The 24,014-nt window shown below is 71.8% G+C and carries 23 protein-coding genes; 7 read left to right on the forward strand and 16 right to left on the reverse strand.

Features of this window, described 5'->3' with window-relative positions; all coding sequences use genetic code 11:
* Positions 1-6: 6 nt before the first annotated feature.
* Entirely contained in the window at positions 7-1,314 is a 1,308-nt protein-coding gene (locus tag ACFPZ3_RS22115; RefSeq protein WP_379516089.1) for a hypothetical protein, read from the forward strand.
* On the opposite strand, the gene ACFPZ3_RS22120 is transcribed toward ACFPZ3_RS22115, so the two are convergent.
* Both ACFPZ3_RS22120 and ACFPZ3_RS22125 read right to left on the reverse strand, forming a co-directional pair.
* Positions 1,303-2,085, reverse strand: a complete 783-nt coding sequence (locus ACFPZ3_RS22120) for an ABC transporter permease (RefSeq protein WP_379516090.1) — start codon at positions 2,083-2,085, stop codon at positions 1,303-1,305. The two genes, ACFPZ3_RS22115 and ACFPZ3_RS22120, sit on opposite strands and share 12 nt — an antisense overlap.
* Complete coding sequence (locus ACFPZ3_RS22125) at positions 2,082-3,026, reverse strand: ATP-binding cassette domain-containing protein (protein ID WP_379516091.1); 945 nt, start codon at positions 3,024-3,026, stop codon at positions 2,082-2,084. The genes ACFPZ3_RS22120 and ACFPZ3_RS22125 overlap by 4 nt, the downstream gene beginning before the upstream one ends.
* Positions 3,027-3,054: 28 nt before the next feature.
* Here ACFPZ3_RS22125 and ACFPZ3_RS22130 point away from each other — a divergent pair, with 28 nt between their 5' ends.
* A complete protein-coding gene (locus ACFPZ3_RS22130) occupies positions 3,055-3,828 on the forward strand; it encodes a TetR/AcrR family transcriptional regulator (protein WP_379516092.1) in 774 nt (257 codons plus the stop codon).
* A 483-nt stretch (positions 3,829-4,311) separates the two neighbouring features.
* Here the strand turns inward: ACFPZ3_RS22130 and ACFPZ3_RS22135 are convergent, their stop codons facing one another.
* Positions 4,312-4,686, reverse strand: coding sequence for a MerR family transcriptional regulator (locus ACFPZ3_RS22135; protein WP_379516093.1), 375 nt, complete (start codon positions 4,684-4,686; stop codon positions 4,312-4,314).
* Positions 4,687-4,764: 78 nt separating this feature from the next.
* On the opposite strand from ACFPZ3_RS22135, the gene ACFPZ3_RS22140 reads away from it, so the two are divergent.
* A complete protein-coding gene (locus tag ACFPZ3_RS22140; protein WP_379516094.1) occupies positions 4,765-5,394 on the forward strand; it encodes an SDR family NAD(P)-dependent oxidoreductase in 630 nt (209 codons plus the stop codon).
* Between the two features lie 393 nt (positions 5,395-5,787).
* Here ACFPZ3_RS22140 and ACFPZ3_RS22145 read toward each other — a convergent pair whose 3' ends face one another.
* The 3 genes from ACFPZ3_RS22145 to ACFPZ3_RS22155 form a co-directional block, all read right to left on the reverse strand.
* Positions 5,788-6,723, reverse strand: coding sequence for a GNAT family N-acetyltransferase (locus tag ACFPZ3_RS22145; protein WP_379516095.1), 936 nt, complete (start codon positions 6,721-6,723; stop codon positions 5,788-5,790).
* Positions 6,720-8,114: a DNA alkylation repair protein gene (locus ACFPZ3_RS22150; protein ID WP_379516096.1), complete on the reverse strand. Its 1,395-nt coding sequence runs from the start codon at positions 8,112-8,114 to the stop codon at positions 6,720-6,722. The genes ACFPZ3_RS22145 and ACFPZ3_RS22150 overlap by 4 nt, the downstream gene beginning before the upstream one ends.
* Positions 8,115-8,340: 226 nt before the next feature.
* Positions 8,341-9,231, reverse strand: coding sequence for a LysR family transcriptional regulator (locus ACFPZ3_RS22155; RefSeq protein ID WP_379516097.1), 891 nt, complete (start codon positions 9,229-9,231; stop codon positions 8,341-8,343).
* Between the two features lie 89 nt (positions 9,232-9,320).
* Between ACFPZ3_RS22155 and ACFPZ3_RS22160 the strand changes: the two genes are divergently transcribed.
* Positions 9,321-9,659 (forward strand): DoxX family protein, encoded by a 339-nt coding sequence (locus tag ACFPZ3_RS22160; protein WP_379516098.1) that lies wholly within the window; start codon positions 9,321-9,323, stop codon positions 9,657-9,659.
* Between the two features lie 136 nt (positions 9,660-9,795).
* Here ACFPZ3_RS22160 and ACFPZ3_RS22165 read toward each other — a convergent pair whose 3' ends face one another.
* The 3 genes from ACFPZ3_RS22165 to ACFPZ3_RS22175 all read right to left on the reverse strand — a co-directional run bounded on the left by ACFPZ3_RS22165 (position 9,796) and on the right by ACFPZ3_RS22175 (position 14,429).
* The gene (locus tag ACFPZ3_RS22165; protein WP_379516099.1) at positions 9,796-11,568 is read right to left on the reverse strand and encodes an NAD+ synthase; all 1,773 of its coding nucleotides are present in this window, start codon (positions 11,566-11,568) and stop codon (positions 9,796-9,798) included.
* Positions 11,569-11,620: 52 nt separating this feature from the next.
* Positions 11,621-13,039 (reverse strand): BTAD domain-containing putative transcriptional regulator, encoded by a 1,419-nt coding sequence (locus ACFPZ3_RS22170; protein ID WP_379516100.1) that lies wholly within the window; start codon positions 13,037-13,039, stop codon positions 11,621-11,623.
* A gap of 196 nt (positions 13,040-13,235) precedes the next feature.
* Positions 13,236-14,429 (reverse strand): MDR family MFS transporter, encoded by a 1,194-nt coding sequence (locus tag ACFPZ3_RS22175; RefSeq protein ID WP_379516101.1) that lies wholly within the window; start codon positions 14,427-14,429, stop codon positions 13,236-13,238.
* Positions 14,430-14,488: 59 nt separating this feature from the next.
* On the opposite strand from ACFPZ3_RS22175, the gene ACFPZ3_RS22180 reads away from it, so the two are divergent.
* Entirely contained in the window at positions 14,489-15,448 is a 960-nt protein-coding gene (locus ACFPZ3_RS22180; RefSeq protein WP_379516102.1) for a DUF5937 family protein, read from the forward strand.
* 30 nt (positions 15,449-15,478) lie between these two features.
* Here ACFPZ3_RS22180 and ACFPZ3_RS22185 read toward each other — a convergent pair whose 3' ends face one another.
* Positions 15,479-16,549 carry a terpene synthase family protein gene (locus ACFPZ3_RS22185; protein WP_379516103.1) on the reverse strand — a complete coding sequence of 357 codons (1,071 nt, stop codon included), beginning with the start codon at positions 16,547-16,549 and terminating at the stop codon, positions 15,479-15,481.
* A 20-nt stretch (positions 16,550-16,569) separates the two neighbouring features.
* Positions 16,570-17,115 (reverse strand): EF-hand domain-containing protein, encoded by a 546-nt coding sequence (locus tag ACFPZ3_RS22190; RefSeq protein ID WP_379516104.1) that lies wholly within the window; start codon positions 17,113-17,115, stop codon positions 16,570-16,572.
* Positions 17,116-17,269: 154 nt separating this feature from the next.
* Between ACFPZ3_RS22190 and ACFPZ3_RS22195 the strand changes: the two genes are divergently transcribed.
* Entirely contained in the window at positions 17,270-18,631 is a 1,362-nt protein-coding gene (locus ACFPZ3_RS22195; RefSeq protein ID WP_379516105.1) for a glutamine synthetase family protein, read from the forward strand.
* A 48-nt stretch (positions 18,632-18,679) separates the two neighbouring features.
* Here the strand turns inward: ACFPZ3_RS22195 and ACFPZ3_RS22200 are convergent, their stop codons facing one another.
* Positions 18,680-19,024, reverse strand: a complete 345-nt coding sequence (locus tag ACFPZ3_RS22200) for a YciI family protein (protein WP_379516106.1) — start codon at positions 19,022-19,024, stop codon at positions 18,680-18,682.
* A 70-nt stretch (positions 19,025-19,094) separates the two neighbouring features.
* A complete protein-coding gene (locus ACFPZ3_RS22205; RefSeq protein ID WP_379516107.1) occupies positions 19,095-19,667 on the reverse strand; it encodes an AAA family ATPase in 573 nt (190 codons plus the stop codon).
* A gap of 450 nt (positions 19,668-20,117) precedes the next feature.
* On the opposite strand from ACFPZ3_RS22205, the gene ACFPZ3_RS22210 reads away from it, so the two are divergent.
* Positions 20,118-20,831, forward strand: coding sequence for a hypothetical protein (locus ACFPZ3_RS22210; RefSeq protein WP_379516108.1), 714 nt, complete (start codon positions 20,118-20,120; stop codon positions 20,829-20,831).
* A 66-nt stretch (positions 20,832-20,897) separates the two neighbouring features.
* On the opposite strand, the gene ACFPZ3_RS22215 is transcribed toward ACFPZ3_RS22210, so the two are convergent.
* The 3 genes from ACFPZ3_RS22215 to ACFPZ3_RS22225 are packed head-to-tail and all read right to left on the reverse strand — an operon-like array spanning position 20,898 to position 23,951.
* On the reverse strand, positions 20,898-22,445 hold the full coding sequence (locus tag ACFPZ3_RS22215; protein WP_379516109.1) for an ABC transporter permease: 1,548 nt from the start codon (positions 22,443-22,445) through the stop codon (positions 20,898-20,900).
* Positions 22,442-23,335: an ABC transporter ATP-binding protein gene (locus tag ACFPZ3_RS22220; protein WP_379516110.1), complete on the reverse strand. Its 894-nt coding sequence runs from the start codon at positions 23,333-23,335 to the stop codon at positions 22,442-22,444. The genes ACFPZ3_RS22215 and ACFPZ3_RS22220 overlap by 4 nt, the downstream gene beginning before the upstream one ends.
* Complete coding sequence (locus ACFPZ3_RS22225) at positions 23,328-23,951, reverse strand: TetR/AcrR family transcriptional regulator (protein ID WP_379516111.1); 624 nt, start codon at positions 23,949-23,951, stop codon at positions 23,328-23,330. Before ACFPZ3_RS22225 ends, ACFPZ3_RS22220 begins: the two co-directional genes overlap by 8 nt.
* Positions 23,952-24,014 lie beyond the last annotated feature (63 nt).

Here is a 24,014-nt window from a genome sequence, read left to right on the forward strand (position 1 = left end):
CATCCTATGAGCGCTTCGGGAGCGACGGACGCCCTCACCGACGTGACCGCTTCGAGCGCGACAGGCATGCTCGCGCACGTGAGCGGCCCGGGGACGGCGGGAGTGCTCGCGCATGGCGTCGGGGCGCGGTCGGATCTGCCGATCCCGCTCTTCTACGCCTACGCCGGCGCCTTCGCCGCCCTGGTCGTCTCGTTCCTGGCCCTCGGCCTCCTCTGGGCCGACTCACGTTTCCGCGGCGACCGGGCGGGCCGCCTGATCGCGGTACGCCTGCCGCCCCGCCCCGCCCGCATCCTGGCCCTCCTGGCCGCCGCCTACACGATCGGCTGGCTGGCGATCGGCCCAGCAGAGGGGAACGCGGGCCCGTACCTGGTGTATGTGCTCTTCTGGGTGGGCCTGGTCCCGGCGTCGTTGTTGTTCGGGCCGGTGTGGCGGTCGCTGAACCCGTTCCGGCTGCTGCCGGACAGGCCGCGCCGCCCGTACCCGGGGCGGCTCGGGTATTGGCCGGCCGCCGCGGGCCTGCTCGCGTTCACCTGGATGGAGCTGGTCGCCCCCGACCCCGCCACGCCGCCGACCCTGCTGATCTTCCTCTCCCTGTACGCCGCCGCGCAGCTCGCCGGCACCCTCGTCCACGGCCACGCCTGGCTGGAGCGGGCCGACCCGTTCGAGGTGTACTCGACCCTGATCGGCCACCTGTCTCCGCTCGGCAGGCGGGCGGACGGCAGGCGCGTGCTGCGGAACCCGTTCGACGGCCTCGACGCCATCGAACCGGCCCCCGGCCTGGTGGCCACGGTCTGCGTGCTGCTCGGCGGTACCGGCTACGACGGCTTCTCCTCGGCCCCGGCCTGGGTGGACGCCCTGCAGTCCGGCCCGCTCGGCCGCACCGGGCTGGGCACGCTGGGCCTGCTGGCGGCCATGGCCGGCGTGGCCGCCCTGTACACCGCCTGCATCGGCATGGCCGGCCTGATCGGCGGCACGAGAGGGCTGGCCGCCCGCTTCGCCCACTCCCTGCTGCCGATCGCCGTCGGTTACCTGGTCGCGCACTACTTCTCGCTGCTGGCCATCGAGGGCCGGTACACGATCGCCCTGGCGCTGGGCCTGGACGTCAAGGCGGACCAGAACGCCGTCGCCCCGGCCGTGATCGCCACCGTGCAGGTGCTGGCCATCGTGATCGGGCACGTCGCGGGCGTGGTGGCCGCCCACGACCGTTCGGTCCGCCTGCTGCCGCCCGCCCGCGCGGTCGCGGGCCAGATCCCGCTGTTCGTGCTGATGATCTGCTACACGGTCGGCGGCCTGACCCTCCTGTTAGCCGCCTGAAGCGGTCCTGCGGCGGAACAGCAGGGCCGCGACCGGGAGGCCGAGCACGACCGTGCCCGCGAGCCACGCCGCCGCCACCGCCCCGGACGAGCCCATGGGCAGGTCGAGCAGCAGGGCCCGCATCGTCTCGATGATCGGCGTGGACGGCTGGTTGTAGGCGAAGTCGCGCAGCACGCCCGGCATGGTCTCGGCCGGCACGATGCCGTCCGACACGTACGGCAGGAAGAGCACCACGAAGCTGAACGCCCCCGCCGCCTGCGAGGACCTGACCAGCAGCCCCCAGACCGCCGCCAGCACGGACATCGCCAGCACGTACCCGGCCACCAGGGCCAGCACCAGCGCCCAGTCGGCGAGCGTGGCGTCCGGGCGGAAGCCGAGCAGGAGCGCGGCGGCCAGCGCGATCGCGCACGAGACCACGTTGCGGATCACCGAGGCCACGACGTGCCCGGCGGGGACCACCCAGCCGCTGATGGGCAGGGTGCGGAAGCGGTCGATCATGCCGCCGGTCATGTCGTCGGAGATGGTCACGGCGGTGAGCGCGGCGCCGTACCCGCCGGACATGAGCAGCACGGCGGGCACCACGAAGTCGATGTAGTCGAGCCCGCTGGAGCCGGTCGTGATCGCGCCGCCGAACACGTACACGAAGAGGATCATGATCATCACGGGCAGGGCCGTGTTCACGATCAGGCCGTCCAGGACGCGCAGCTCGCGGCGCAGGTCGCGGACGACCAGGCGGCGCAGGTCGCCGGCCGCGGTGAGCGGGACGCTCATGCCGCGGCCGCCGTGAGCTCGAAGAAGACGTCGTCCAGGGTCGGGGTGCGCAGCTCGACGTGCTCGACGGGGATGCCGGCCGCGTGCAGCGACTCCAGCGTGCGCCGCAGGTGGTCGGGATCCTGTACGGCCAGCGTGACCTCCCCGGCCTCGGCGTCGAGGTGGGCTCCGGCCAGCAGCGCCCCCGCCCGGGGCAGGTCGGCGGCCCGGACCGGCCGCAGTGCCAGACGTTCGGCGCCGACCTGGCGTTTCAGCGCGGCGGGGGAGTCGTCGGCCACGACGCGCCCGCCGTTGATCACCACGACGCGGTCGGCGAGGTGGTCGGCCTCCTCCAGATACTGCGTGGTGAGCAGGATGGTGGTGCCGGAGCCGAGCAACTCGCGGATCACCGACCACAACTCGGCACGGCTGCGCGGATCGAGCCCGGTCGTGGGCTCGTCGAGGAACAGGATCGGCGGCGCCGACACCATGCTCGCCGCCAGGTCCAGGCGCCGGCGCATGCCCCCGGAGTATGTGCCGGCCCGGCGGCCCGCGGCGTCGGCGAGGGAGAAGCGCTCAAGGAGCTCCCCGGCCCGCTGCCTGGCCCGGCGTGAGCCCAGATGGCAGAGCCCGGCGAACAACTCCAGGTTCTCCCGCCCGGTCAGCAGATCGTCCACGGTGGCCTGCTGCGAGGTCAGCCCGATGGCGCGGCGCACCGCCACGCCCTCCCGCCGCACGTCGTGACCGCCCACCGTCGCGGTGCCGCCGTCCGGCGCGAGCAGCGTGGTCAGGATGCGTACGGCCGTCGTCTTCCCCGACCCGTTGGGCCCGAGCAGCGCCACCAGCGACCCCGTGGGCACGGTCAGGTCGATCCCGGCCAGCACCCGCGTGTCGCCGAAGGACTTGGTGAGCCCCCGGGCGAGAATGGCATCTGTGAATGCCCTACTGTGTATGACGTTCATAGTTTTAAGGTAATGCAGAATCCTAGGAGTGAGTCAAGAGATGGAGCCGGACCTGCCCCCCATGCTGCGCCGGATGTGGGGTCGTGAACCGGTGCCGCGAAGGGGGCCGCGGCCCCGGCTGGATCTGGCCACGATCACCGCCGCCGCCATCGAGATCGCCGACGCCGACGGGCTGGCCGGGGTCTCGATGGCCGGCGTGGCCTCGCGGGTGGGGGTGGCGGCGACGGCGCTGTACCGGTACGTGGGCAGCAAGGAGGACCTGCTCACCTCCATGGCCGACAGCGTGGCCCCGGCGCCGCCCGAGCCGGAGGGCATGCACTGGCGCGACTACCTCGCCCTGTGGACCAAGGCCCAGCGGGACCTCGTGCTGGAGCACTCCTGGCTGCTGTCGATCACCCGGTTCGCCCCGCCCCTGGGCCCACGGCGGCTGCTCTGGCTGGACCGGGCGCTGGCGGTGCTCGCCGGCACCGGCCTTGAGGATGGCGAGAAGATCAACGTGGCCAGCGCCCTGGCCGGCTACGTGCTGACCGACGCGGCCCTCACGCACGCGGCGGCCACGGGGTTCCCCGAGCTGGGCGAGAGCGGGATCGAGGGGGCGGCCGACTACGGCGAGGTGCTGGCCGGTGTGCTCGACCCCGAGACCTACCCGGCGCTGTCGGCCGCCGTGCGCTCCGGCGCCCTGCGCGGCGCCGCGGGCTGGGTGGACGACGACGACTTCCGCTTCGGCCTCGACCTGCTGCTCGACGGCATCGAGCAGCTGATCGCGCGGCGCGCGCTGGAGGGTGATGTCGGCGGGCAGTAGCTGCTCGGTGAGCAGCCGCCGCACCCGCCCGGGGCCGTCCGCCCAGGGGCGCAGCAGCTCCCATCCATGGAAATATCCGAAGATGTACGGTCCCATCGCCGACGGCTTGAGCAGCCCCAGCGCAGACGCGATCTCACCGTCGCCGTGGAGCGCCCACCGGGACAGGTACGCGCCCACCGGGACAGGTACGCGCCCACCTCCGCCTCACCCCGCCCCTGCGCCGCCAGGAACGCCGCGTTCCCCCGCACGCTCCACAACACGTTCCTGGCATGGTGAACCGCCGCCAGATCGCTCCCGTCCGGCCGGATCCCGGCCTCCCGGTGGGATGTCTGAGGCTCTTGGCCTTGCGTGACGTTTGAGGCGCTTGGCCTCGTTGGCGTCGTCGGCGTCTCGGCGTCTCGGCGTCTCGGCGTCTCGGCGTCGGCGGTGGCGTCGGCGGTGGCGTCGGCGGTGGCGGTGGCGGTGGCGGTGTGGGGTCAGGCGTCAGCGCTGGTCCAGGCCGGTGGTGAGCACCGTGGTGAGCATGGTGTCGAGGGCCTGCTGGGAGGTCTGGAGCCGTTCGATGGTCTCCGTGATGCGGCGGTGCTCCCTGCGCAGGTTGGTGACCATGCCGGGGCAGGCCGTGGGCACCATCCGCTCGCCGTCGTCGTGGACGCAGTGCAGCAGCCGTCCGATGACGGTCGTGGGGAGGCCGGCGGCGAGCATCGTACGGATGTGGCGCACGGCGGCCACGTCCGCGTCGGCGTACTCACGGTAGCCGTTGGGCAGCCGGCGGGGCCGCAGCAGGCCCTGCTCCTCGTAGTAGCGGAGCAAGCGCCTGCTCACGCCTGATTCCCGCGCCAGGTCACCGATCCTCATGCGTTCCCTTGACCTTCACATCGATGTGACGCCTTAACGTCCGGACTGTCAGTCGCAACAACGTGAAGGAGCGGATCGATGCCGGGAGCTGTGATCATCGGGGCGGGGCCGGGGATCGGGCGGTCCGTCGCCCGCCGGTTCGCGAAGGAGGGCCTGGCGGTGGGCCTCGTCTCGCGTACCGGCGACGACCTCGGCCTGGAGGGGGTGCGCACGTACCGGGCCGACTGCGCCGACGAGGACGAACTGCGCGCGGCGCTGGACGCGGCGGCGGGCGAGTTCGGGACGCCGGACGCCGTGGTGTACAACGCCGCGATCATCCGCCCGGACTCGCCAGGGGAGGCGAACGTACGGGCGCAACTCGACGCCTGGGCCGTCAACGTGGTGGGCGCCCTCATCGCCGCCGCCCACGTGGCGCCCGCGATGGCCCGGCGCGGCGGCGGCACGTTCATCGTCACCGGCGGCATGCCCGAGCCCAAGGCCCAGTACGTCAGCCTGTCACTGGGCAAGGCCGGCGTGCGGACGCTGGTGGCGATGCTGGACGAGGAATACGGGCCGTCCGGCGTCCACGCGGCCAGCGTCACCGTGGCGGGACCCGTCGCGCCGGGCACCGCCTTCGACCCGGACGACATAGCCGACCACTACTGGCGCCTGCACACCCAACCGCGCGACCAGTGGGAACTGGAAGCCCTCCACACGGACGCCTCCTGATCGGCACGACACTATGACCCTCGCCAACCGCTGAGGGGCGTGGTGTTGAGGGGCACGGCGCTCATAGGTGCTCATAGGTGCTCATGGGTGCTCATGGGCGTGGCGCTGACGGCCGTGGTGCTGACGGGCACGGCGCTCATGGCTACTCATGGGCGTGGTGCTGAGAGGCGTGGTGCTCACCGAACGGCGCCCAAGCATCCCAGTCCACCGCCCCTTCGTCATCCGCCCGTGACGCTGGCCCGGCGGGGCAGCCTCACCCGTGAGGGCCTTGTCCCGGATGGGCCTTCTCCCGGGTGGGGCTGCCCCGCTGCGGAGCCAGGTCTGCAGCGGGGCGACAAGCGGTGCGGCTCCTCAGTTAGGGTTCGGTTCTCTGGTCAGGGTGCGGCTCCTCAGTTAGACGGTGAGTTTCCATAGCCAGCCGATGCCTCGCAACCCCAGCCGTGCGGCCACCCGCTGGGAGGAGTGGTTGTCCGCGCTCGTGCTGTAGAACAGCTGGATCCCGGGCAGCAGCTCTGCCCAGGCGGCCGTGGTGATGGCGGCGTATCCGCGGCCCCGGTACGCAGGAGAGGTCCAGGTGCCCGCCTCGGCTCCGGCCGGGGTGTTGCGGGCGCTGTGGCAGATGGCCACCACCTGCCTGCCTCCGGCCAAGCCGCTGACCCGGGCCGCCTGTTCGTGTCCGGCTATGTGCCCGCCCTCGGGTGCCTGCTCGTGCCTGGCCGGTTCCCCGTACCTGGCCGGTTCCCCCTGTCTGGCTGGTTCCCCGTGCGTGGCTGGTTCCCCGTGCCCGCCCTCGGGTGCCTGTTCGTGCCTGGCCGGTTCCCTCTGTCTGGCTGTTTCCCGGTGCGTGGCTGGTTCCGCGTGCCTGGTCGTTTGGCCGTGTTCCACGATCATCGCCCATGGCGCTCCTTCGCCGCCGTCGCACAGCTCGTCCCACTCCCCGGGCTCCCAGTTGTCGGGCCGCAAGGGGCGTACGCGCCGGACATGCGCGGGATCGTCCGACCTGAGGACCTCAACCGGGACGTCGTACCGGACGGGCGGGTTCACCGCGTAGCTCGGCCCGCCTGACACCGAGACCGAGTCACCGCCCAGGAGTGCGCGGCAGTCTTCCAGTACGTCCGGGGGCGTGCCGAAGGGAGAGGGCTTGCCCCGGGCGGCGAGGTCGAGGAGGCGATCGGCGAGTGGGTCGGGCACTCCGGCCGACACGGCGGCGACGATGCCGTCTGCCGCCACGCCGAACACCATGTCCTCAGGGCCGGGCAGGCGGCCACGCTCGTCGAGCCGCCAGATGACGCCGAGTTCGATTCGGAGCAGGTCGACGTCTCGCGTCACCGGAGCAGCCCCTCCTCCGCGCGAGCGCCGTCTGGGGTCTTGCCGTCACCTGCGCGAGCGCCGTCTCGGGTCCTGCCGCCACCTGCGCGAGCGGTGTCTGGGGTCTTGTTGTCGCCTGCGCGAGCGGCGTCTCGGGTCTTGTCGTCACCTGCGTCAGTACGGTCATAGGACTGGCTGGTCCCTAGGTGGGTGCCGATTCCTGCCACGCCGTCGTCCACTGGAGTGGTGTGTCTGGCCCGGCCGTCGTGTGCGGAAGTGCCTTGGGTGCCGGTTGCAAGCTGGCTGTCTGTGCGAACCCCGCTGTCGGACTGGTCGTCGTCGCGCCCGAGCACCAGAGTGAACGGGATGGTCGCCGCCACCCGCCCGTTGACGATCACATCGAGCTCCCTCGCACCAGGCGGCTCGTCGCGGGTCGTGACCGGCCGGAACGAATGGCTCTTGCGTACGGTGAACGTCTCCCCGGACCCGACCGCGTCTCGCTGCCCCAGGTGGAAGACGCGACGCGAGCCCGCCCGCCGCACCGCGTATTTCAGCAGTACGGGCCCCGCCGCCCCCGCCGTGACGGTCACCGTGAAGGTCAGCTTTCCGCCCACGGCGACGGTCTCGGACTCCAAGGTCAGCGCGTCGGCCGTGCCGCTGCCCGGGGTGGCGCCCAGCAGGGCCAGCGCCTCAGGATGGCCGGCCCTGAGCAGGCCGCGGATCGCGTGCCGGAGCACCTTCTCCACGTGTGAGCCGCCGTCGGACCGCCAGCGCGCCAGCAGGTCGAGGGCCGTCGCGGGATGGTCTTTGGCCAGGTCGTTGACGTGGTTGGCGACCGAGCGGCGGACATATTCGCTCGGGTCGTCGCGCAGCCGGTCGAGCAGGGGGAGCGTCGGGCCTGGCGTCATCAGCCAGCCGACCCGCCCGGCCCACGGCAGCCGCGGGCGCGAACCCTCCGAGGCCAGGCGGCGCAGGTGCTCGTCGGGGGACTCCGTCCAGCCGTACATGATCTTGAATGCGTCGTCGCGGTGACGCTCCAGATAGGGGCGTACGGCGAACTCGCCCGTCGCGTACGGAGTCAGCACCGCCAGCGTGTCCATCGCGTCGGCCAAATGGTCGAGCCCCCGGGTGGCGGTGTGTTCGGTGGCCGGCCAGCCGCTCCACATGTCCAGTGTCACCCGCGAGGCGCACTCGCGCACAAGCCCGGCCGCCTGCGGATACGGCATCGGCAGCGCGTCGTGCAGGGCCGCGGCGACGTGGGCGACGCGGGCCTTGAGTTCGAGCCCGTCGAGCCCGGCCAGCGCCTGGGCGACGAAGCGGGCGCGGGGGAAGGGCGCCCAGGCGGCGGCCAGCCCGTCGGCCAGCACCGACACGGAGTCGACGTTGATCATTTCTTTCAGGGGTTGAGCCACGCGGCAACTGTGCCAGAAGCGACCGACAAACTTCAGGACCTGCGCCTGAGGCGGCAGCGACCGGCAAAACTTGAGGATCTGCGCCTGAGGCGGCAGCGACCGGCAAAACTTGAGGATCTGCGCCTCAGGCAGCAGCGGCTGGCAAGCTTCAGGGCCGGTGCCCCCCACGGCGCAGCGGCCGGCAAGCTTCAGGGCCGGTGCCCGAGGCAGCAGCGGCCGGCAAGCTTCAGGGGCGGTGTTCGAGGCAGCAGCGGACGAAGTCCTGGACGATCGGGTTGGTATCGTCGGCGGGCGCCCAGGCGACCCCGACCTGAGTGGGCGTGACGCCGCTGACCCGCCGGTACGTGATGCCCGGCCGCGCGTAGAAGCGGGCCGCCGACTCGGGCGCCAGGGCGATGCCGTACCCGTTGGCGATCGCGCTGAGCCATTCGTCGGGCTGGTCCGCCACGGCGCCGATGCGGACCGGGCGGCCGTCGCGCTCGTCGGCGCCCACCCAGAAGTCCCGCCACGAGCCCGTCTCGGCCGGGGCCGCGACGAACGGCTCGTCCCACAGGTCGCGGAACGGGATCAGGTCCCGCGCGGCGAACGGGTGCGAGGAGGGCAGCGCGATCCAGCGGGGCTCGGTGAACAGCACCTCCACCCGCAGCGCGTCCTGGCCGGGGAAGGGCAGGCGCAGCAGGGCGACCTCGACGTCGCCGCCGGCCAGACCGGCGGTCGGGTTCGACCAGGACGCCTGGCGCATGTCGGCCCGCCACCCCGGCCGCCGCCGGGCGAACTCCGTGACGATGTCCTGCGTCGCCTCGTTGGCGGCGCTGGCCAGGAAGCCGACCCGCAGCACCCGGGCCGCCCGCCCGGCCGCGCGCCTGGTCTCGCGCAGTGCCCCGTCCCAGGCGGTCAGCAGGCCGGGTACGCGCTCGGCCAGTGCCCGGCCCGGCTCGGTGAGGGCCATCCCCGCCCGCGACCGTGTGAACAGCGCCACCCCGAGCAGGCCCTCAAGCTGCTTGATCTGCTTGGTCAGGGCCGGCTGGGACACGTAGAGGCGCTGGGCGGCGCGGGTCAGGCTGCCCTCCTCGGCCACGGCGGCGAAGTAGCGCAGCAACCGGGTGTCCACATCCATTCCATCAGGTTATAGATGCAGGTATTGGACGACCAAGACGGCACTCGGCGAGGCTTTCCCCAGAAGCCGACTAAAGGGGTCGAACCAGGATGTACGTCATCGTCATCACGATCGTGGCCAATCTCGGGGCCGCCATCGCCGACTTCGCCCGGGCCAGGTTCGTCCTGGCGAACTCGGGCGAACTGGGCATCGCGCCGTCCTGGGTGCCGTTGCTGGGCGCGTTGAAGGCCGCCGGAGTCGCCGGGCTGTTCCTCGGCCTCCTGGGCGTGCGGTTCATCGGACTGGCGGCGGCGGCAGGACTGGTCGTGTTCTTCCTGGGCGCGGTCATCGTGCACATCCGCGCCCGGGTGTTCCACAACATGGTCTACCCGGGCGTCTTCCTCGCGCTGGCGATCGCCTCGCTCGCTTTCACGGCCGCCCAGCCCTGACGCAAAGAGCCCTGACGCAAAGAGCCCTGATCGCAAAGGGTTCTGACCGCAAAGAGCCTGACCGCAAAGGGTCCTGATCGCAAAGGGTCCTGGCCGTAAAGAGCTCTGACCGTAAAGAGCCCTGGCCGTAAAGAGCTCAGCCGGTGGTCTCCCGCCAGCGGTTGGTGATGGGCAGGCGCCGGTCGCGCCCGAAGTTCTTCGGGGTGATCTTGGGGCCGGGCGGATACTGCCTGCGCTTGTACTCGGCCAGGTCCACCAGCCGGATCACCCGCGTCACCAGCGCCGGATCATGCCCGGCCGCGATGAGCTCCTGCGACCCCATGTCCTTCTCCACGTAGTCGTCCAGCAGCCGGTCCAGCACCTCGTACGGAGGCAGCGAGTCGGTGTCGCGCTGGTCGGGCCGCAGTTCGGCGCTCGGCTCCTTGGTGATGGAGTTCTCCGGGATCGGCCGCTCGGCCTCCAGCAGGAACCCGGACCCGGAGTGGCCGTTGCGCCACCTGGCCAGCTCCCACACCATCGTCTTCGGCACATCCTTGATGGGCGCGAAGCCGCCGGCCGAGTCGCCGTACAGGGTGGAGTAGCCGGTCGCGAGCTCGCTCTTGTTCCCGGTGGTCAGCACTAGGTGGCCGTGTTCGTTGGACAGGCCCATGAGGATCATGCCGCGCACGCGGGCCTGGAGGTTCTCGGAGGCCAGGCCGGACAGGTCGATCTCCTTCTCGTAGGCGTTGACGATCTCCGCGATCGGCACCACCTGCGAGGTGACCCCCTGCCTGGCCACCAGGTCCTCGGCGTCGGCCAGCGAGTGCTCGGAGGAGTAGCGGGAGGGCATGAGGGCCACGTTGACCCGCGAGGGGCCGATGGCGTCGGAGGCGATCGTGGCGGTCAGCGCCGAGTCGATCCCGCCGGAAAGGCCCAGGATGACGGACTGGAAGCCGTTCTTGGCCACGTAGTCGCGCACCGCGAGCACCAGCGCCGAGTAGACCTCGGCGTGCGGGTCCAGCCGCTCGGCGACCCTGGCGGCGACGGCCGGATAGGGCTCGACCGGCTCGGACGACAACACCAGGCGCTCGACGGTGATGGTGGAGCCGTCGCCCGCGTCGTACGGGAAGGTGCCTGCCGGGGCCTCCGAGACGGGCAGGTCCAGGTCCACGACCAGGAGCTCCTCCTTGAACTGCCCCGCCCGCGCCACCGGCTCGCCCTCACCGTTCACCACGATCGAGTCGCCGTCGAAGACGAGTTCGTCCTGCCCGCCGACCTGGTTGACGTACACGAGCGCGCACCCGGCCTCCCTGGCCCGCCGCGCGCACAGCTCCAGCCGTACGTCGTCCTTCTCCTTCTCGTACGGCGAGGCGTTCGGCACCACCAGCAGTCCGGCCCCCGCCTGCCCCACGACGGACACGGGGCCGCCCTCCTGCCAGAGGTCCTCGCACACCGCGATGGCCACGTCGACCCCGTGCAGCCGGAAGACGGGAAGCCGGTCGCCGCGCACGAAATAGCGGTATTCGTCGAACACCCCGTAGTTCGGCAGGTGGTGCTTGGCCGTGCGGATGACCACCTCGCCCTTGTGGAGCAGCGCGGCGGCGTCCAGCGGCGCGCCCTTCGGCTGCCCCACCCGGGGCGCCAGTCCGGCGCGGTCCACGTAGCCGACGACCACCGGCAGGTCGCCGAGGCCCTCCCGCTCCAGCCTGCGCGCCACCTCCTCCAGCGTCCTGATGCTGGCGTCCACGAAGGACGTGCGCAGCACCAGGTCCTCCACCGGGTAGCCGGTGAGGAACATCTCGGTGAAGACGATGAGGTGGGCGTCGCGGTCGGCGGCGTCGCGGGTCCACGCGACCAGCTGGTCCGCGTTGGCGCTCAGGTCGCCGACAATGGGGTTCGTCTGTGCCAGGGCAATGCGCAGTTGGGCCACGCGACCAGCCTAGTACGGCGGGATTTTTATCGTCAAAGCGACGAAAAGTGATTTATTTCGCTCCCGGAGTGACCAACCCCGTCTCGTACGCCGCCATCACGAGCTGCGCCCGGTCGAACAACCCCAGATGCTCCAGCAACGACTTGACCACGAGACTCACCTCCTCCTCCGGCAACGACAACCTCTGCCCGATCTGCCGGTCGCTCAGCCCCCTGGCGACGAGCTTGAGCACGTCGAGACGGTCGTCGGAGAGCCCGGCCAGCGCCGGGGGAGAGGCCGGGTCGGCGCGCCCGGCGAACGCCGAGATCAGCCGCGTGGTGACCGCCGGGTCGATGAGCGCGTCACCGGCCGCCGCCGCCCTGATCGCGGCCACGAACTGCTCGGGCGCCGACGTCTTCAGCACGAACCCGCTCACCCCGGCCCGCAGCGCCGCGTACAGGTTCTCGTCGCTGCCGAACGTGGTCATCATCACGACCTTCGGCGGTCGTTCCCCGGCAAGGATCCTGCGGGCGGCGGCCAGGCCGTCCAGGTGCGGCATCTGGATGTCGAGCAGCACCACGTCGGGCCTCGTGTCGCGGACGCCCGCGATCGCCTGCTCGCCGTCGGCGGCCTCGCCCGCCAGCGCCACCCCGGGCTCGCTCTCCAGCATGGCCCGCAGCCCCGCCCGAACAAGCGCCTGGTCGTCGGCCACCAGCACCCGCAGCTCCCCGGAGACCGCCACGGGGCGCTCCTCCAGGCGCTGGGCCAGCATGTCGGCCTCCAGGCGCCGCAGCCCGGCCGACAGGTCCAGGCCCAGCTCCTCCCGCCACACGGCGCGCGCCCTGCGCAGCGCCGCCAGCGCGTCTCCCTGGCGCCCCGTCCGGTAGAGCGCGACGGCCAGCAGCCGCCACGCCTCCTCCCGCAGCGGGTACGCCGACGCGTGCGCCTCCAGGTCCGCCGCCAGCGACGTCTCCCTGCCCAGCGCCAGCCCGGCCCCCGCCCGCCGCTCGACCGCGATCAGCCGCAGCTCCTCCAGCCGCCCCGCCTCGGTCGCGGCCCAGCTCAGCTCCCCGAACTCGGCCAGCGCGGGCCCCCGCCACAACCCCAGCGCGCTCTCCATGGCGGCCCACACCCGCGCGGGCGAGCCCTCCGTCTTCACCAGGCCCTCGAAGTGCCAGGCGTCCACCTGCTCGGTACGGGCCCGCAGGGCGTATCCAGGCGGCGCGGACACCAGCACCCCGGCCTCCTCGCGGGGCGCGCGGGAGGGTTCGAGCGCGCGGCGCAGCCGGGAGACGTAGCCCTGGATCGTGGACAGGGCCTGCGCCGGCGGGCCGCCCGGCCACAGTTCGTCGATGAGCGTGCCCACGGGCACGGCGCGGCCGCCGGCGACGAGCAGGCGCGCGAGCACCGCCCGTTGCCGCTGGCCGCCGAGGTCGAGGAGGGTGCCGCCGGCCCAGGCCTGGAACGGTCCCAGAGCGGTGAAGGTCAACATGTCAGGCGTAACTGTAGAGGGAGATCGAGTTCGGGTATATGGCGAAATTTCACAGGGGAAACCAGCCGCAGCCCGACCGCCACGCCCGTCACCGCCAGCCCCTCGCGCAGCGTGTCCAGCGTCGCCGGCAGCCCGTGCGCGGGGTCGGTGATCCCCGCGACCCGGTCCGCCTCCGCCAGGAACAGGCCGGCGGCGGTCAGCGGCGTCTGATCGCCGGCCCGAGCAGCAACATCCCGGCGGCAGAGGCCACCCCGACCCCGCCGATCGTGAACCAGAGCACTCCCGCCCCCAGCTCCAGCAGCGGCCCGCCGAGCAGCGGCGCCAGCACCGCCGACAACGACCACGCGAACCCGAACAGCCCCGCGTACCGCCCCCGCAGCTCGGCCGGCGCCAGCGCGGCCACGACCGCGCCCGGGATGCCCGCCGTGACGATCTCACCCGCCGTCCACACCGCGATCGTCACCGCCAGGCCGAGCGTGCTGGTGACGAACGCCGTCATCGCGAACCCGGCCCCCATGACGGCCAGCCCCAGCGCGAACGTACGGGCCGGGTCCCTGCGCCCCAGCCACTCCGAAACCAGCGGCTGCACGATGACGATCAGCACCCCGTTCAGCGCCATGGCCAGCCCGAACTCCCCGGGGGACAGCTTCACGACCTGGGTCATCGCCACCGGCAGCATGGTCATCGTCTGCGAGTAGACGAGCGCGTTGCCCAGCGCGACCAGCGTGAACCCGACCATCACGCGGTCGCGCAGCACCACCCCGAAGCCGCCGGACTTGTGGCTGCCCGCCGGCCTGGTCTCGGGCACCGCCCGCCACACCAGCACGGCGAAGACCACGCTCGACAGCGCGTCGATCCAGAACAACCAGACGAACCCGAGCCCCGCCAGCCAGCCCCCCGCCGTCATGCCGACCGCGTAGCCGAGGTTGATCCCCCAGAACAGCAGCCCGTACGCCCTGGGCCGCTCCTCGGGCGAGACCAGGTCGGCGACCAGGGCGTTCGAGGCCGGTCGGTAGACGTCGATCACCAGGCCGAGCACGAACATCGAGGCCAGGATCGCCGGCAGCGAGGCGCTGTAGCCGAGCGCCAGCATGGCCGCGGCCGTGGCCAGCATGCCGCCGGACAGCGTGGCCCGCCGTCCGATCCGGTCCGTGAGCACGCCCGCCACGAACTGCGACAGCAGCGAGCCTGCCCCGAACACCCCCATCACCAGGCCGGCGGCGGTGACGGACAGGCCGCGGCTCTGGGTCAGGTAGACGCCGGTGAAGGGCATGACCATGGTGCCCAGACGGTTCACCAGCGTGCCGCCCCACAGGGCCCAGAAGGGGCGGGGCAGCCCGCCCAGCCTGGACTTGAGGAAGGACGGCTTCTCGATCGTTGCGCTCGACACGCGATAAAGAGTGAGATTTCCGCTTTCGCCGCGCGAACGATTTAGCGCACACTAAAAGGATGTCCATAACCTGGGCGATGAGGCCGGAGGACGTGGCGCGCATCCGGTTCGCGTTCTCGCCGATGTGGGAGCTCGTGGCCAGCCTGCGCACCCTCCAGCAGCCCGCCAGGCAGTCGATCCACCTGCCCTGGCTCAAGGCCGTACGATCCCGGCTGGCCGGGCTCGACCTGGCCGAACTGTTCGCGCTCGTGCCGCCGGCCGGCTACCTGGCCGACTTCATCACCCCGCCGCCCGACACGCCGATGCCCGACTTCGCCGCCGAGCTCGACCGCGTCAGGCGCAGCGACCCTCTCCGTGCCGGGCAGGAGGCCGCGATGGTGCTGGGCACGGACCCGGCCGTGATCGAACGGTTCACGGCCGACCCCGCGGCGGGTGTGGCCAGGGTCGCCGACGCGCTGGAGGCGTACTGGGAGGCGTGCTTCGCCGAGTTCTGGCCCCGCGTGTACGCCCTGCTCGAACGCGACGTCCTGCGCCGCTCGCGCCAGCTCGCCCAGGGCGGCGCCCACGAGTTGTTCGCCGGGCTCGGCCCCGCCGTGGTGTGGACGGGGGAGCGGCTGCTCATCGACCGGCCCTGGTGCGAGTCGGGCGGGCTGCACGGCGACGGGCTCGTGCTCGTGCCGAGCGCGTTCTACTGGCCCGCCGTGGCCGTGATGACGGCGCCGTACCAGTCGACGCTCGTCTACCCCGTGCAGGGCGTCGGCACGTTGTGGGAGCAGGGCCCGCCGCCCGCGCCTGGCGCGCTCGCCGCGCTGATCGGCAGGAGCCGGGCGCAGATCCTGCTCGCGCTCGCCGAGCCCGCCACCACCTCCGCCCTGGCCGCCCGCATGGCGCTCACGCCGGGCGCGGTCAGCCAGCACCTCGGCGTGCTCAGCGGCGGCGGGCTGGCCGTGGGGATGCGGCTCGGCAAACAGGTCGTCTACCGCCGCACCCCCGCCGGGGACATGCTCGCTCAGGCGTAGCGCCACCTACGCCTGAGGGGACACGCTCGCTCAGGCGTAGCGCTTCGACTCCAGCAGCCAGTCCAGGTGGGCCCTGGGCGCGGCCAGGTACGCGCAGGCGACCTTGCTGACGTCCCTGGCCGTCTTCGGCTCCAGGTCGTCCAGCGGCAGCCGCCTGGCGGCCTTGCGCATGTCCTGGCAGCGCGCGGCGATGCGGTCGAGCACCCAGGCCGTCGCCTCCCGCTCGCTCAGCCCGAGCTGGCGCATCGCCAGGACGACGAAGTTGTGCGCGTCGCCGCGCTCCTTCGGCCGCGAGGCCACGTCGTTGCACCACGCGGTGACGTCGCTGCAGGCGTTCACCAGCAGCTGCCACGGCTCCGACTCGTGCATCCAGACAGGCACCTCCACCCGCAGGCACGGCTCCACCAGGTCGTACAGGTAGGGGCCCACCGTGCCCCTGCGCAGCGCCGGGTACTCCTCCAGCGTCGGCATCCGCCCCGCCGCCCGGTTCTCCGCCTCGGTACGGCAGGCGTCGTACTGACGCTGCAGCCCGACCGCGAACCTGGCCCGCCACCCGTCGCTCATCCGCACGCTCGTCACCCGCCACAGGTCGGCGAAGGCCGCCTCCAGAGGATGGCGCGCGGCGCCCTTGAGCATGCCGTGGAAGATGTCCAGCGGGCCCGACCGCTCGTCCAGCTCGTCGTCGAGGTGGAACAGCCAGGTCAGCCACTGCGCGAACAGCGCCGCGGCGGCCGCGTCGAACTCGGCGAACGCCCGGCCGGCCATCCGGTGGTAGCCCACCTCGGGATCGGCGCGCAGGCCCGTCCTCCTGGCCCAGTCGATGACCGCGGCCTCGATCGCGTACACGGCGGGGTGCATCCGGCACGGCGCCGCCATCGCGGGCACCCGCTCGGTCAGCGGCAGCAGCGCGAGCGCGGCCGGGGCGCCCCTGCGCGGCCTGGGCAGCACGGACGTCAGGGCCGAGCGCAGCGCGGTGCGTACCGTGGCCAGCACGGTCGTGGTCGCGGCGCCGCTCACAGCGCTCTTGGCCGGGCTCTTCGCCGGGCTCTTCGCAGGGCTCTCGGCCGGGCTCTCCACCGGAGTCTTCACGGTGCTTTTCACGGTGCTCTTCACTGGGCTTTTCACAGGGGCCCGTAGAGCCAGTTGCCGGCGGCGTTGGGGTCCTCGCTGCGGTAGTAGTCGGCGGCGGCCAGGACCAGCTCGTCCACGGTGAGCGAGCCTCTCCCCGTCCGGTCCAGCCGGTCGAACGCCTCGTCCACGTCGTCGTAGGCCACCCCGAACGCGCACAACATGGTCCGGAACTCGGCCGGCCCGATCTTCCCGTCGCCGTCGGCGTCGCACAGCTCCGCCACCGCGACCGTGGCCGGCCTGAACACCGGGTCGTACAGGTCACCTCTGACGAACGCCGCCGTCATCCCCCTGCGGAAGTCCGGCCGCGCCAGGCCCGAGTCGCCGTCGCGCTCCAGCGCCTGCGACAGGGTCGCCCAGATGCCGTCGAAGCCGTCCACGAGACTCGCCCCGGTGACCGAGGTGGGGGACTCCCCGAAGCCCACCAGGATGCGGGCGCCCAGCCCCAGCAGATCCTCACGCTCGACGACGCCGTTGCCGCTCGCGTCGATGTGGTCGAACGCCCGATCGAGCTTGTGATTGAGCAGGTCGATAGCCACCAATGCCTCCCCCGAGACTGACTGCGTGATCACAGTAAGTCTGGGCGGGCCCTTTGTCAGCGAGGCTCGCACCGGCACCCCCCGTAACGTGTGCGAAACACGGACACGGCATGCTGGTACATAACCTGTACTACCTGTCGAACGAGGGGATGCTGTGGACCGCCAGCAGGAGTTCGTGCTCCGCACGCTCGAGGAACGCGACATCCGGTTCATCCGGCTGTGGTTCACGGACGTGCTCGGCACCCTCAAGTCCGTGGCGATCGCGCCTGCCGAGCTCGAAGGGGCCTTCGCCGAAGGCATCGGGTTCGACGGCTCGGCCATCGAGGGCTTCGCCCGCGTCTACGAATCCGACATGCTCGCCAAGCCCGATCCGGCCACCTTCCAGATCCTGCCCTGGCGCAGCGAGACCCCGGGCGCGGCGCGCATCTTCTGCGACATCCTCATGCCCGACGGTTCGCCGTCCCACGCCGACCCGCGCTGGGTCCTCAAGCGCACCCTCGCCAAGTGCGCCGACATGGGCTTCACGTTCTACACCCACCCGGAGATCGAGTTCTTCCTGCTGAAGAACCGTCCCGAGCCGGGCCAGCGGCCCGAGCCGATCGACTCCGGCGGCTACTTCGACCACACGCCGCACAGCTCCGGCCACGACTTCCGGCGCCAGGCGATCATGATGCTGGAGTCGATGGGCATCTCGGTGGAGTTCAGCCACCACGAGGGCGCGCCCGGCCAGCAGGAGATCGACCTGCGCTACGCCGACGCGCTCACCACGGCCGACAACATCATGACCTTCCGCCTGGTCATGAAGGAGGTCGCGCTGGAGCAGGGCATCTGGGCCTCGTTCATGCCCAAGCCGTTCACCGAGCACCCGGGCTCCGGCATGCACACGCACATGTCGCTGTTCGAGGGCGACAGGAACGCCTTCTACGAGGCCGGCTCCGACTACCGGCTGTCCAAGATCGGGCGCTCGTTCATCGCCGGGCTGCTCAGGCACGCCGCCGAGATCACCGCCATCACCAATCAGTGGGTCAACTCCTACAAGCGGCTCTGGGGCGGCGCCGAGGCCATCGCCGGGCAGGGCGGCGAGGCCCCCTGCTACGTGTGCTGGGGCCACAACAACCGCTCCGCCCTGGTCCGGGTGCCGATGTACAAGCCGCACAAGGGCGGCTCGACGCGCATCGAGTTCCGCTCGCTCGACTCGGCGTGCAACCCCTACCTGGCCTTCGCGCTGATCCTGGCGGCCGGGCTGAAGGGCATCGAGGAGAGCTACGAGCTGCCCGCCGCCGCCGAGGACAACGTCTGGACGCTGACCAGCGCCGAGCGCCGCGCCCTGGGCATCCAGCCGCTGCCCGGCTCGCTCAACGACGCGATCGAGGTCATGGAGCGCAGCGAGCTGGTGGCCGAGACGCTGGGCGAGCACGTCTTCGACTTCTTCCTGCGCAACAAGCGCAGCGAGTGGCGCGACTACCGCCGCACCGTCACCGAGTTCGAGCTCGACCGCTACCTGCCGGTGCTCTGAGCGTGACGGGGCCCGGCCGCCGTTCGCGGCCGGGTCTCCGGTCTCCGCTCAGCCCTGGAACTCGCGGACCTCGATCGGCAGCAGGGCCACCGCCCTTGCCATCTTGCGGGCCCACTCCAGCGCGGCGTCCATGTCCCGCGCCCGGATGACGGTGAAGCCGCCGATGTGCTCCTTGCCCTCGGTGTAGGGGCCGTCGACGGTCAGCACCTCGCCCTCCCGCAGCCGCGTCACGGCGGCCTGGCCGGCCGGCCGCAGGGCGCCGGAGAAGACCCACGCCCCGGCGGCCTTCATCTCCTCCTCCAGGGCGTGGAGGTCGCGCATGACCGGGCCGAGGACCTCGGGTCCCGGCGGGTCGCCGTCGGGCTGGAACATGGTGAGCACGTACTGCTTCATGAGCTTTTCCTTTCGTGGCCTCTCACCATCTACACGAACGCGACTCGCCCGGATCGACACGATGGCACCGCTAATTACTGACGTGGGCCTCGTCGAAAACGATGGCCTCCAGCAGGCCGGCCTCCACGCGGTCCACGACGAGCGCGCCGATGGCCGGGGCCGGGTCGCCGTCCTTGACCCGCGTCATGAGGCTGTCCCACCGTCGCTGGTGCCGCGCGAACGTCCTGGCGGCCACCACCCGGCCCCTGGCGTGCTGCCCCGCCACCGCCGCCTCCGGCGGCGCGTCCAGCAGGAGGAGATGGAAGCCCGCGCCGTGTCGGCGGGCCAGCCAGGCGAAACCACGCAGCACGTACGGGGCGCAGCCGCGGTTGTGGGCGACGACCGAGTGGCCCAGGGACAGGGCGCGGCGGATGCGGGTCAGGTGGGTGACGAACACCACGGCGCGGCGCACCGGATAGGGGGCCCAGCCGAGCCTGCCGTACCAGTGCTGTTTGGCCTGCGAGGAGTCGATCACCACGACCGTCCCCGCCGTGACGGGCAGGGTCTCCGTGCCGTGCATGCCGTACAGGCGGCGCAGCAGCGTCGTCTTGCCCGCGCCCGGCAACCCGGTCAGGATCACCAGAGACCCCGGCGGAAACCGCACCCTCGCTTCCCCCACAAACCCCACCCCGCAAGATCGCCGACACTTCCTCTGCCGCGGCCAGCATAGGCCGCGTGGTACCAGACTCTCCGAGGTTGGGCGAGAACGCGCACCCCTGCCCGCCGGAATCGGGGTATTGGTCGCGGGAGACCGGAAACCCCGTTAAGGTACTGCCAACGCCTTGATCGGCCTCACTCCCACACGCAGTTCGGAGTGAGGCCGATTTTCGTTGCTTCTGACCCCCGAGTCACATCTCAGCGATGTGCGACGCCTAGTGTCGCAATACCCGGGGGGCAGGGAAGTTTCGGGCCCCCTTGAGGCGTTATGGAGTGGTACGGAGCGACCGATCAGGACCCCCAGCATCTTGGCAAACCGGGCGTCCAGTAAAATTGGCCCGCTCTTTATGATATTTCCGGACTTCTCGCCTTGTGTGGCGATATAGGAGGGTGTGGCATGACGACGGCTGCCCTGCAGACCGTGTTGACCGTTCCCGAGCGTTTCCGTGGTCCCGTGGGCGTCGCCAACGGCGGCTGGATCGCGGGCACCATGGCGGAGGCGCTGAACGGTGGTCGATCAGCCGTCGAGGTCACGCTGCATGCGCCGACGCCACTGGAGACCGAGCTGCGGCTGGAGCACGTGGCCAACTCCGTGTCCCTGTCGCACGGCGACAAGCTGCTGGTCGAGGCCATTCCCGTGGCCAAGGACCTGGAGGGGCCCGGGTTCGTGCCGTTCAACGACGCGGCCCGCGCCGAGGCCGGCTTCGCGGGCCTGACGGCGCACCCGTTCGCCGAGTGCTTCGCCTGCGGCCTGCGCGAGCCCGGCGACGGCCTGCGCATCTTCCCCGGTCCCGTGGAGGGCTCGGAGCTGGTGGCGGCCGGATGGCGGGTGCCGTTCACGGTGTCGGGCGAGGACGGTGTGCCCGCCTCGATCGTGGGCGCGGTGCTCGACTGCATCACCGGCTGGGCCCATTTCGGTCCCGGTGAGAGCGCGCTGCTCGGGCGGCTGGTCGTGCAGATCAACGGCCCGGTCACGCCCGGCGGGCGTTACTCGGTGGTGGCCCGCCCGACCGGCCGCGACGGCCGCAAGATGTACGGGACGAGCGGCATCTACGAGATGGACGGCACCCTGGTGGCCGCCGCGAGCGCCACCTGGATCGCTCCACGCTAGAAATCCACACAGAAGGCCCCCGGAACGCCCGGAGGCCTTTTTGTGGTTTCGGGCAGGTTGAGGCTTTCAGGCGGTGATGTCGCGGCGGCGCAGGCCCATCATCCCGGCCCCCGCCAGCGCGAGCGCGAGCGCCAGGAGGGCGACGAGCTGCACAAGGTCGAGCGGCGCGCCGAGCAGCGTCCTGGGAATGTGCGAGAACGGCGACAGGCCGAGCACCCCCTCGTTCACCTGCCCGAACTCGAACGCCAGCTCCACCAGCAGGAACACCCCCAGCAGCCCCCACGCGACGGCCGCCGAGACCCGGGGCAGCAGCCCCAGCAGGGCGGTGGCCAGGGCCGCCATGACCCACACGGCGGGCAGCCAGAGCAGCGCGGTGCCCAGCAGGGCGGGCAGCTCGCCGCCGACGTCGCCGACGGCGGCCCCGTACGTGAGCCCCATCGCGACCCCCGTGACGGCGAGCATCAGCGCGGGCCCGGCCACGGCGAAGGCGAGGTGCGCCATCGCCCACCGGACGCGGGCGGGAGCGGCGGCCAGGAGCAGCTCGGCGAGCCCGTCACGCTCCTCCGCCCTGGGACGCAGCGCCGCCGAGATCGCGTAGCCGGAGACGGCCTGGCTGAGCACCAGCAGGCTGAACGTGAACAACGCGTCCGCCCCCGAGAACAGCCCGGAGATCTGCTGCTGGGCCCCGTCGACCGCGCTGCCGAGCAGCGCCCCGACCGCCGCGCACCCCGCCGTCCAGGCCAGGAGCGGGCCCCGATGACTACGCCAGGCCAGCGCGAACGGGCTGCGCAGCGCCGCGGCGGCACTCCCCGGCCCGGCCCGGTCAGGCAGCAGCCCGGCCGCCAGGTCCCGCCGCGCCGCCAACAGGTACGCCACCCACACCAGCGCCACGGAGAACCCGGCGAACAGCACCAGCACCCACCACCGATCCCCGGTGTAGGCCAGGCTCAGCCGCGCCCATCCGAACGGCGACGCCCACGACAACCACGACCCGCGCGCGTCCCCAACCCCCCGCACCAGGAACAACACGGCCAGCGCCGCGAACGCCAGCCCTCTCGCGGCCCCGCTGCCCGTGGTGCACTGGGCCGCCACGGCCGCGACCGCGCCCATGGCCACCCCCACGCCCGCCGTGGACAGGCCCAGCATGAACGAGCCCGCCACCGGCAGCCCGAGCGCCGTCATCGCCCCCGCCAGCAGCACGGCCGCCACCAGGTTGGCTCCCAGCACGACGACCAGCGTCGCCGCCAGCCCCGCGTGCCGCCCCACCACGGTCGAGCCCAGCAGCTCACGCCGCCCCGTCTCCTCCTCGGTACGGGTGTGCCTGATGACGACGAGCAGGCTGGCCAGGGCCGCGACGAGGGCTCCCGACATGCCCGCGCCCCAGGCGGTGACGCCGCCGAGGGTGGGGGCGTACACGACGCCGCGCATGGCGACCTGCGCGGTGTTGGCCATGGCCTCCTCGGCGTACTTCAGCAATGACTCCGGCGTGGTGTAGAGGGAGGCGGCCCCGGAGGCGACGCCGTACGGGACGAGCACGGTCACCACGATCCAGACCGGCAGGATCAGCCGGTCGCGGCGCAGGATCAGCCGGATCAGCGCGCCGGTGCCGGTCATCGCGCGGCCCCCTCGTAGTGGCGCAGGAACAGCTCTTCCAGGGTGGGCGGGCGGCTGGTCAGGCCGCGTACGCCGAGTCCGGCCAGCGTGGTGAGCAGCCCGTCGAGGCCGTCGGCGTCCACCTGGCAGCGCAGGCGCGTGTCCTCGACGCGCAGGTCGTGCACGCCGCGCAGGTGCGCCAGGCCGTCGCCGGGCGGTGCGGCCAACTCGGCCGAGACCGATGTGCGGGACAGGTGGCGCAGGTCGGCCAGCGTGCCGCTCTCCACGGCCCGCCCGGACCTGATGATCGTCACCCGGTCGCACAACGTCTCCACCTCGGCCAGGATGTGGCTCGACAGCAGCACTGTCGCGCCGCGCTCACGCGCCCCGGCCACCTGCTCCTGGAAGACGGACTCCATCAGCGGGTCCAGGCCCGACGTGGGCTCGTCGAGGATGAGCAGGTCCACCTCGGAGGAGAGCGCCGCGACGAGAGCGACCTTCTGCCGGTTGCCCTTGGAGTAGGCGCGGCCCTTCTTCGCCGGGTCGAGCTCGAAGGCGTCGACCAGCTCCGCGCGGCGGCGCGGGTCGAGCCCGCCGCGCAGGCGGCCGAGCAGGTCGATGATCTCGCCGCCGGTCAGGTTGGGCCAGAGCGTGACGTCGCCCGGCACGTACGCCAGCCGCCGGTGCAGCGTCACCGCCTCCGTCCAGGGATCGCCCCCGAGCAGCCGTACGACGCCGGAATCGGCCTTGAGCAGCCCGAGCACGATCCGCAGCGTCGTGGTCTTGCCGGCGCCGTTGGGGCCCAGGAAGCCGTGGACCTCTCCCTGCTTGACGGACATGCTCAGCCCGTCCAGCGCGTGCGCCCGTCCGTACGACTTGCGCAGGTCCTCGATGTGCAGCACGTCAGTCATCGTCGTTCTCCCGCCCGGCGGTGTAGCGATCGAGCCCTGAACGGGCCTGGTTGATCAGGTCGGCTCCGACGAAGCCGGGGGAGACGATGTTCAGCAGCGCCGAGCCGACGCGCGACATCGACTCGGGCGTGAACATGTCGGTGCCGAGCGCGCGGGACAGGTGCTCGTGCAGCACGTAGATGCCGAGCTGCATGGTCGTGAACACGGCGGCGTGGCCGCGCGCGTCCTCCCGTCCCGCCAGGAACTCCTCGGTGACCGCGACGAGCTGGTCGTAGATGGAGGCCGCCGCGGGCGAGCCGTCCACCAGGGCCCGTGCCAGGTACCGCAGCACGGGAGGCGAGCTGAGCCGGGTCTGCTCGACATAGGCGGGATCGTCCAGCCTGCCCTTGTCGATCCCCTCCTCCACCTCCTGCCTGATGTACGCCACGACGTACGCGTCACACGCGTCCCGCAGCCCCTCCTTGGAGGCGAAATGGTGCTGGACCAGGCCCAGCGATACCCCGGCGGCGTCGGCGATGGCGCGCAGGGTCGCGCCCTTCATCCCGTGCTCGGCGAAATGTCGCAGGGCCGTGTCCCTGATCCGGGCCTTGGCTGTCAGATCCTCGACTGGTCGCATGTACTGCCACCCATACGCTCGTATTGTGTACAAGTCGAGCGTATGGCCAAGTGATCAGCTTGG

Source organism: Nonomuraea insulae (assembly GCF_042656245.1).